At 42.9% G+C, this 9,947-nt stretch carries 8 protein-coding genes and 4 tRNA genes; all 12 read right to left on the bottom strand.

The annotated features are described in order from the left end of the window. A partial coding sequence (locus FMM72_RS12030) for an FkbM family methyltransferase (protein WP_162221562.1) occupies positions 1-1,167 on the bottom strand: 1,167 nt, incomplete at its 3' end. A gap of 20 nt (positions 1,168-1,187) precedes the next feature. Then, the gene (locus FMM72_RS12025) at positions 1,188-1,988 is read right to left on the bottom strand and encodes an ABC transporter ATP-binding protein (RefSeq protein ID WP_162221561.1); all 801 of its coding nucleotides are present in this window, start codon (positions 1,986-1,988) and stop codon (positions 1,188-1,190) included. Positions 1,989-2,016: 28 nt separating this feature from the next. Beyond that, entirely contained in the window at positions 2,017-2,889 is an 873-nt protein-coding gene (locus FMM72_RS12020) for an ABC transporter permease (RefSeq protein WP_162221560.1), read from the bottom strand. Continuing rightward, positions 2,874-3,971 carry a non-hydrolyzing UDP-N-acetylglucosamine 2-epimerase gene (wecB, locus tag FMM72_RS12015; protein ID WP_162221559.1) on the bottom strand — a complete coding sequence of 366 codons (1,098 nt, stop codon included), beginning with the start codon at positions 3,969-3,971 and terminating at the stop codon, positions 2,874-2,876. Before wecB ends, FMM72_RS12020 begins: the two co-directional genes overlap by 16 nt. A 43-nt stretch (positions 3,972-4,014) precedes the next feature. Continuing rightward, positions 4,015-5,238 (bottom strand): nucleotide sugar dehydrogenase, encoded by a 1,224-nt coding sequence (locus FMM72_RS12010; protein ID WP_347561297.1) that lies wholly within the window; start codon positions 5,236-5,238, stop codon positions 4,015-4,017. An 11-nt stretch (positions 5,239-5,249) separates the two neighbouring features. Next, complete coding sequence (locus FMM72_RS12005; protein ID WP_162221557.1) at positions 5,250-6,728, bottom strand: CgeB family protein; 1,479 nt, start codon at positions 6,726-6,728, stop codon at positions 5,250-5,252. A 73-nt stretch (positions 6,729-6,801) separates the two neighbouring features. Beyond that, complete coding sequence (locus tag FMM72_RS12000) at positions 6,802-7,698, bottom strand: glycosyltransferase family 2 protein (protein WP_162221556.1); 897 nt, start codon at positions 7,696-7,698, stop codon at positions 6,802-6,804. Between the two features lie 643 nt (positions 7,699-8,341). Further along, positions 8,342-8,416 (bottom strand) — tRNA-Cys (locus tag FMM72_RS11995). Positions 8,417-8,476: 60 nt separating this feature from the next. Then, a tRNA-Gly gene (locus tag FMM72_RS11990) sits at positions 8,477-8,552 on the bottom strand. A 3-nt stretch (positions 8,553-8,555) separates the two neighbouring features. Next, a tRNA-Phe gene (locus FMM72_RS11985) sits at positions 8,556-8,631 on the bottom strand. 5 nt (positions 8,632-8,636) lie between these two features. Further along, a tRNA-Asp gene (locus FMM72_RS11980) sits at positions 8,637-8,713 on the bottom strand. 137 nt (positions 8,714-8,850) lie between these two features. Beyond that, complete coding sequence (locus FMM72_RS11975; protein ID WP_162221555.1) at positions 8,851-9,924, bottom strand: 6-phosphofructokinase; 1,074 nt, start codon at positions 9,922-9,924, stop codon at positions 8,851-8,853. Between the last annotated feature and the right edge of the window lie 23 nt (positions 9,925-9,947).

Below are 9,947 nucleotides of genomic sequence, written 5' to 3'. Positions count from 1 at the left end.
GCTCTGCACCTGGTCAGACAGAGCTTCTGCATATTCACGATTAAGATGCGCAAATCGCTCAACCTCTTGTTCCAAATATGTCTTATCAGCCAATAATTTTTCCTGTATCTCTAAGAGCAAATTTATTTTTTCCTGTAAGTTCTTTGTGTTTTGCTCCAGTTCATCATATCGGGTTTGCCAATCTTCATTTTGTCTTTTAAAATCCTCATTTAATTGTTCTAGCTGTTCATATCTGATATTCCAATCTTCGTTTTGTCTTTTAAAATCCTCATTTAATTGTATCAAATCATTTGATTTGTTTGTTAATTGAGAATTAAGCTCCTCCATTTGACTTTTTAAAATTTGATTCTGACCAGAAAGTTGCGTATTTTTAGCAATATTATTCTCATTCCATCCCTTCATCTTTACATAATTTTCATAATAAAGGTTCGTACGATTTAAATAATAAAGCATTTCATACAAAGCCTGTTTAAAATCATATGATTCCACTTCGGAATAAAGTTTTTTATCTAAAAATAATAAATTTGCTCTTATCACATCTGCTAAGAAATATCCCATTTGCTCTAATAATTGATTTACTTTTTCACCTGTCTCTGCACTTACCTCCACCCAAATCGCAGGATGAAACCGCTGTATGGATTGCTGCATCCCAGCCAATACATCACATTCGAAGCCTTCTGTATCAATTTTTACAAAATCCAATCGTTCCAATTGGTTCTCTTGAACAAAGATATCCACGGTTGTCAAAGGAATTCCTACGGAATCATCGGATTTTTGTACCTCAAAGCTGGTAGAGCCGAGATTCGATTCATCATAGTTTTTTATCTGAACAATGTTTTTCTGCCCCCCTACCGCCTCGGGAACAATAACAACCCGCTCCTGGAGCTGATTATCATCACAATTTCTTTGCAGACATTCCAAATTGGCTTTAAGCGGTTCGAAGGAGTAAATTACTTTGGGTGAAAGCTTAGTTGCCCAGTAGAGAGTATGATTTCCTAAATTGGCGCCTATATCAAAAATCACCTGCGGATTTTTAATAAGACTGCTCCACTTTTTTAATGTATCAGCCTCATAAAAATCATGCGTTTTTTCGATATTTTCAAAAATATATTCACCCTCATAGCCGTTAATTTTTAAATCTCCGATGTTGGTAACTTTTCTTTTCATTAAACGGACCTCTCTTGTGGTTACAAATATTTTTCCTGATAATCGCGCAGCGTAGGAGAGAATTCTTCTCTCTCCTGCGCTGTCATGGCATTAAATTCTCGAGCAAATCCACAATATGGCATAATAATATTTTCAGGTTTCTCAATTCCCAGTATTCTACCTTGATGCAACCACATTACTTTGTCGCAAAAATCCTGCATTTGCGGAACGGAGTGACTGACAAACAATATTGTCTTGCCGCTTTGGCGTATCTCATCCATCTTGTTAATACATTTATCCGAAAAGCTGTTATCACCGACCGAGAGAGCTTCATCAATAATTAAGATATCAGGATTCATGTGAACTGAGATAGCAAACCCCAGCCGGGAACGCATACCGCTCGAATAAGTCCGAAGCGGCTGATCAATATATTTTCCGATATCTGCAAATTCAATTATTTTTTCCTGGATCTCTGCAATTTCATGTTTATCCAAGCCCATTAAGATGCACTTATAATAGATATTCTGCATTCCCGTAAGCTGTTCCTGCATACCAGCGCTGGCCGCAAGCATGTTTACATCGCCTACAACCTGAATATCCCCTTCACTGGGGAAGGTGATACCAGTAATAATACATGCCAAAGTCGATTTTCCAGATCCGTTTAGGCCAATAATACCTACAATTTCACCTTGTTTAAACTCCAAGTTAATATCCCAAAGTGCTGTAAACTCCTCGGGATGATACCATGGAAATAATAACCCTTTCAATCGTTGAAAATCCCCATGATATAAAGGATATCGTTTATACAAATGCTCACAGCGGATTGCCACCTGTTTTGCCATTATCATTTGTTCCTTTACATATTTTATATTAGATCAAGTCGATGAAACGTTTTCTAAACTTCATATGAATATTGCATCCTAAAATAAATAGTCCAACAGTAACGGCCCAAAAGTATAAGCCCTGTTTCCAATGGGCCTCCAAGGAATTCCCATATAAAATACTTTCCCGATATCCGTCGACGATATAAGCCAGTGGATTAAACTTTAATATAAACCGCAAAGAATCTGGTAAAGAATCCTGAACCCAAACAACCGGAGTGATATAAAACAACAAACGAATGACAGAACTAAGAATTTTCTGAAGATCTCGAAACAACACAGTAACAGCGGAGGTAAGCAAAGCATATCCAGATAAAAATGCTATACCGCATAACAAAAAATAAGGAAGTTGTAATGTATAAATGCTTACACCATAGCCTGATACAAAAATCACTGCAAAAACAACCAACAAAGCCCATAGATGGCTGATGAATTGTGCCAATACCGTTTTAATGGGAACCAATGCAATAGGAAAATTCATTCGCTTGAGTACGCCGCTATAATTAAAGATGGAAAGGGAGCTGCCATTCATGGCTCCGCTGATATAAAACCACGGAATGATGCCAACTACCATCCAAATGATATATGGATAATCGTCCCGCGGCGGGGAGGTATTCAGACCAATTGCAAACACAGTCCAATAAACCAGAATTTGCAGTGCGGGATTTAAAAAATTCCAAATAAATCCGAGCAATGTGCCATTATTCTGTGACTGCATTTCGTAATTAGCCAGCCTCACCAGCCGCCGCCAGTTACGTATATTTTCCATTAATACTATCTTGACCGAATTTATCACGCTTATATCCCTTTCACTGATATTCTGACGGGCGTCACAAGCCGTTCTAATTAATTGTTTGCGCAAAGTACATCTGCAATCCGTTCACATGCATGTCCATCTCCATAGGGATTTGAGGCTTTACTCATTGACTCGTACATCTGCGGATCATTAAGGAGGTTAAAAAACGCGGAATAAATATGATCTTCATTTGTCCCTACTAACTTTAATGTGCCTGCTTCCACACCCTCCGGACGCTCGGTCGTATCACGCATAACCAGTACCGGCTTACCAAGCGAAGGGGCTTCCTCTTGGATTCCGCCGCTATCAGTCAAAATCAAATAAGATCGCGCTAAGAAATTATGAAAGTCCAATACATCCAATGGTTCAATCAGACGGATCCGTTCATGTTCCCCCAATATTGTCCGCGCTGTCATACGCACATCTGGATTCATATGGATCGGATAGATAACCTTCAAATCTGGCGTTTCATCCACAATCCGGCGGATCGCACGGAACATATGCCGCAGCGGCTCTCCTAAATTTTCTCGCCGATGAGCAGTCAGCATGATTAACCGGCTTCCATTGGCCCAATCAAGCATGGGATGCGTATAATCGCTGCGCACCGTAGTCTTGAGCGCGTCTATAGCCGTATTGCCAGTTACAAATATATGGCTGCCGGGTTTACCCTCGTCTAACAAATTTTGTTTTGCCAAATTGGTAGGCGCAAAATGATAAGCGGCAATAATTCCAACCGCTTGCCTGTTAAATTCTTCAGGAAACGGAGAATAAATATTGTGTGTGCGAAGACCCGCTTCCACATGGCCTATAGGGATCTGCAAATAAAAACAGGCCAGCGCGGTTACAAATGTCGTGGATGTATCCCCATGTACCAGGACAATATCGGGGCGTTCCGCTTCCATCACTTTGCGAATATTCAAAAGAATATTCGCCGTTAAATCAAATAATGTTTGCTGCTTCTGCATGACGGAGAGATCATAATCCGGTGTGACCTCAAAACACTCCAGCACCTGATCCAACATCTGCCGATGCTGCCCAGTCACACAAACCACTGTCTGTAGCTGGGAACGCCGTTTTAGTTCTTTAACAAGCGGACACATTTTGATGGCCTCCGGCCTAGTTCCAAAAACCAACATCACTTTGTTCATTAAATCATCACCATTTCTATATTATCCAACGGTTACATGAAATTCAAAGCGTATATACGCCCTTTAATCCGCAAATGTGCCTGGTATCCAATATGACCTTTCCATTCAAACGATCCATATTTTCATGAATATGACTGTGCCCAACCAACAACACAATAAAATCAATATCATTCAAAAACGCGTCAAAATCATGATATTGATTTTCAACAATATCTCTTTCCACCCATGGATCATACACCTTGACCCCAGTAGCTAAATGTCTTTTCATTGAATCAAGCATCTGTAAAGTTGGACTCTCGCGCACATCATCCACATTCTCCTTATAGGTAAGGCCATAAAAACCTACCCTGGAGACATCATGAATATCGTTCTCCTTCATAATCTGTGAGATACGCTCCAACACAAAATCAGGCATCGAATCATTGATCAGCCTTGCCTGATGAATAAGCTTCGCAATTCCCGGATAATCTCCAACTAAGAACCATGGATCTACCGAAATACAATGGCCGCCTACGCCCGGACCCGGCTGTAAAATATTGACGCGGGGATGCATATTGGCAATGCGAATAATTTCGTACACATCCATCCCATGCAAACGGCAAATCTTAGCCAGTTCATTGGCGTATGCAATATTGATATCCCGAAAGGTATTTTCCACCACCTTGGTCATCTCGGCCGTACGAATATCTGTGACCACGATATCGCCTTGGCAGAAAGAGGCATAAACCTGCTTTACCCGTTCACCGATTTCCTTACTGTCCGCGCCAATAGTACGGGAGTTGTGCAATAGCTCATATATCATATTGCCAGGGATAATTCTTTCCGGCGCATGCGCCAGATGGATATCTTCTCCGATTTTGCGTCCAGCCTGCTCTATAATAGGACGTACATATTTATCAATTGTTCCAGGCGACACTGTAGACTCCACCACTATTACAGCGCCCTTTGGACAAACCTGAATCAAATCTTTTATTGCATCTACCAAATAGACAGGATCTATTTTTTTGCTCAGCGCATCATAGGGCGTAGGCACCGCTATGATATACATCTCCGTTTTTACATATTCTGTAGTAAAAGTAATATCTTTTTTACGGGCTTTTATAAATAATTCGTCAAGGCCGTCTTCCTGAAATGTAATATGTCCATTACGCAACATATTGACCAGATTTTCATTTCGATCAATACCTATGATCGATACCCCATGAGCAGCCATCATCAATGAGGTGGGAAGGCCGATATATCCGAGTCCTACTACGCACACTTTCATTTTCATCTCTCCTATGGTATATAAAATACTGTTATTAACATCTCAGGTTTTCTTAACAACTGTTCACCCAAACAAACCGGCACCATAATTCCTGCGCGCCAAACAATGGTCTCAAAGGAAAACGCTTTGCTTTTATTGCGGCAAACCCCCATATTGGGGGGAAGATACGCAAATTGCTCCAGCAATACATTAAAGATTTGTCCATTATCTCCTATTTGCGGCCAATACCAATAATCATGTTTAGCAAGCGGCATTTGCTCTTTCAAAGCAGCTGGGCGCCATTGCTTACATTGATAAAATGAAATTTCACCTTGATTATTCATATCAAGCCAATCATTTTCAAAAATCCGGACAGATTCCGTAAAGAGCACCGCTACGGACGGCCTTGTCTGCACAAGTTCAATTCCAACGTGCTGTGCCAAATTACACAATCGCTTATGACAAGTATGATTAAGAAAAACTTCATAAAAATTCGCACTGCGCATCTGTTGGATCTTTTGAGGCGAAGGCCGCTCCTCTCCAACAAACCATACCCGATCAGAAAAAAAACGCCTTAATCCACAGGACTCATTGCTGATAACCACCTCTCCACAGGCCATTAATTCGAATACCCGCCGGGCAAACATCGTTGGCGAACTTTTAACTGTATTGATATTGACAGCATACAAATAGCCGCCAAGTACTTGTCCAAGCTGATCAAATGGTACGCCCGGACGGACAAGCGGTTTATATTTAATCGGATACTGACAATTTGGATCTGAAGAACCGCTCTGACGATCATAAATATCCAGATGCAGCCCTGACGAAAGCACCGTATCAAATAAACTACACATATCTTGACAGCGCTCATATTGGTCTGCATACCAACTTCCGGCAAATACCGCCTTATCCTGCATTTGCTTTCCTGTCGGATGAAACAGTTTCGGCGAGAATCCAAATTGCCATACACTTACATTTTCATGGCCTTTTGCCCGATACGAATCAACACATTCCTCTGCGGTTGTCAATATATAGTCAAATCGTAAAGCTGTATCAACAAAATCGTATTGCTGATTCCCCCAAAAAGTAGGGTCCTCTTTATTCCAAAACACGCTGACAATACCCATATCACGACAGAAATCAAGAATCTGTAATAACTCCCGCCGCTGCTCAAACAGCACTTGATGGTTGCGATAGATCCGGGCGCGCCAGCAATCACGATATTCATCTATTCCCGACCAAGCAGATTCACATAAAAAAATATCCGGCTTCCAGTCCTTGAGCACCTCATACCAATTTTGCGGCGTTAAAAAACGCGCATCACATTCTGCGCTGAAATCCTTCCACGTCATCTCGTCGCACACGAATGCGACTCTTAATTCCTTGAGACAAGCCACACGTCTGCGCCGGTCATACGGCTTGTCTCGTCTAGCCGCAGGCGGCCTTAAAGCATTTTGCCGCTTGAGCCTAGGCCACCATTTTAAATATAAATAATGAGTAATGGTCACCATCAGTGAAGACTTCTGAATTGCCCGGTAACAAGAATATATCCACCGCCTAAATTTCCTTACCATTTTTCTCCCGTTATAGCCTATATTTGCGTTTCGCACGCCATGCATAGCTCCATAAATATTTTCCGGCCCGCAATATTGAAAGGCTCTCCTGCTTGCGGTAAATTTCCCAGCGTTTCAAGGCGGCCTTAAGTTTATTGGAAGACCTTCCTCCGCACCGATAATTTACCAACAATTCCGGAATTCCTACAAAGCACACCCCTTTTCGCAATAAAATTAACCATAACGCATAATCCTCGTGAAAAAATCTTGAAGAAAATGGCGCACAGGGCAAGCAGGATTTTTCTACTAAAACAGTGGAGCAACCCACCACATTTTCACACAGCATCTCCTCATAACTGGTTTGTTCCGGCGGATAATAACCCTGATCCGTCTGCCCGTCCAGTCCTTGAATGCAATAGCCTGTATAGCATAATTGCGCACCCGTTTTTTGCAGCAACTCCAATTGCCGATGCAATTTATCAGCTTTCCAACAATCGTCGCTATCTAAAAAAGCTATATATTTGCCATTGGCCAGCTCTATGCCATCATTTCTGCGTGCAGCCACACCGCCATTAATACTTGATACAATCAATCGTATTCTCGAATCTTTACTTTTGATTTGTTCCACGATCTGCGCGCTGGCATCTGTCGAGCCATCATCCAACACAATCAGTTCCCAACTTTTGAGATCTTGTCTCTGCACAGAAGCGATTGCTAACTCAACAGTCTTTTCACTATTATACATCGGCATAATAACTGAAACCAGCGGTTTCTCCAATTGAGAATCATCTCTGTGTATCTTCTCTGAATAGGATTGTTCCATTTTCCGCAAATTCTGATTCCTAGCGGTTATGATGTTTGTATCGTGAGGGCGAATACCATCCGTGATCCTCTTGATTTCAGGCGTCAAGTTACAATCTGTATCCATTTTATAACCCACACTCCAGCCACATTAAACAGCATACTTTTATTAACTGGTTAACATTTATATTTTATTCCAAGCCAAACAGACAAATATCCTCGATATTTTAGGCAAAACAGGACATGTAAAAGAAGGATCTTTATAAATATTACATAAACTGAACCTGTATTTTGTATTAAAAACATACATCATTTTTTATCTATCTGCTTTTGCAGCAGTGCACTTTATTCGCTCAATTATTTTATAATATTAAATATTATACCCATCTCCGTTCCATAACATCAGGCATAATACCTAATTATAGACAATCGGAATTTCTTGCTCAGAATAATTAAAAAACATCTGGGTTTATCCTCAAATTTCGATTATTGTTTCCAATTATTTATTTGAATCTGCAAAATCAGACAAACTACTTATTTTAAGTATTTTAGCATATCTGACCCTACTTGTAAAGAATACATCCTGGTCTATTAGTTGCTTGCTTATGCTGTATTCCTTCACTTGCAGCATCATTCAAATCGCATCTTGCCAGCCTGCCAATTCCATCAAAAAACCGAAATATTTTAGATTCATAAAATAATAACCATGTCTTGCCGGCGAAAACAAAAAAGACAGCAAATCGAATATCGATTTGCTGTCTTTTTTCTTTTGGAGGCGCCACCCGGAATCGGACCGGGGAATGAGAGTTTTGCAGACTCCTGCCTTACCGCTTGGCTATGGCGCCGCGCCCATATACATATGTATATGGAAAAAGAGGCGTTGATGAACAGCGGCCTCTTTTTAGTGGAGCGGGTTACGAGGCTCGAACTCGCTACCTCCACCTTGGCAAGGTGGCGCTCTACCAGATGAGCTAAACCCGCGAATGGTGCCTTCGGTCGGAATCGAACCAACGACACGAGGATTTTCAGTCCTCTGCTCTACCAACTGAGCTACAAAGGCAAAACTGGCGACCCGGATGGGGCTCGAACCCACGACCTCTAGCGTGACAGGCTAGCGTTCTAACCAGCTGAACTACCGGGCCAGACTGCGCTGTTTTCCCGAACAGCGCGTTATTTATTATAATCCATTGCAGGCGCTTTGTCAATAGGCGCGCGGGAAAAATTTTCAAAAAAACTTCCAGCTTATCCACGGACTCCGCGCGTCCTTTCATGGTATTCCCTAATCGCCAAAGGATATACCGAGCCGGCGCGCTGTAAAAATCATCTGATCGTCGGCCGGGATAAACTTTGTCTTGCCGGCCACATCGGACAAAAGATTATGGTTCACGACATTGTTCTGCATCGCCACGGTGACGCCGAAAATCCCACGGCTGACCAGATCGGCCGCATAAACGCCGAACTGAGAAGCCAGCACGCGGTCATACGCTGACGGCGCGCCGCCGCGGATAAAGTGACCTGGAACAACCATGCGCGTTTCAAAACCGCTGTTTTCCTCGATCTGGCGAACAATACGAGCCGAGGCTGTCGTCTCGCCGGCCGCCGCGCGCCGTTCGGCGCGCTCCTTTTTTTTGAGCCTTGCTTCCTCCACGTCGAACGCGCCTTCCGCTACGCAGACGATCGAAAAGCCGTGTCCATCCGCGGCACGGCGCTCAACCGCTTTGACCACCTTTTTGATATCATAAGGGATCTCCGGGATCAGCACCACGTCCGCGCCGCCCGCTACGCCTGTATAAAGCGTCAGCCATCCGACCTTGTTTCCCATGATCTCGATAACCATCACGCGCTTATGGCTGCTGGCTGTTGTGTGGATGCGGTCGACCACCTCTGTGCCAAGCCCGACGGCCGTATGAAAACCAAATGTGACGTCGGTGCCCCAGATATCATTGTCAATCGTCTTAGGCAGTCCGATGACATTAAGCCCTTCCTCGGCGAGCAGATTCGCCGTTTTATGCGTGCCGTTCCCACCGAGCGTCATCAGACAGTCCAGCTTCATTTTTTTATAGTTGCCTTTCATGCGCGCGACCTTGTCGACATCGTTCTCGACAACTTTCATGCTCTTATAAGGCGTGCGCGCCGTGCCGAGAATCGTCCCGCCGCGCGTTAGAATTCCGGAAAAATCGGATTGTTTCATCTCATGGTATTCGCCTTCGATCAGGCCTTTAAAGCCGTCGACGATCCCTACAATCTCCACATCGTTCATCTTTTGATACATGGCCTTTGCGACACCGCGAATCGTTGCGTTCAGCCCGGGGCAATCGCCGCCCGCCGTCAGGATGCCAATACGTGTTGCCATTTTTATTTCCTCCTCCTGCAAAA

The sequence above is a fragment of the Anaerotruncus colihominis genome (assembly GCF_010206195.1).
Taxonomy (GTDB): Bacteria; Bacillota; Clostridia; order Oscillospirales; family Ruminococcaceae; genus Anaerotruncus; species Anaerotruncus colihominis_A.
Note: the sequence above shows the minus strand (reverse complement) of the source record. Positions and strands in the feature narration are given on the sequence as shown.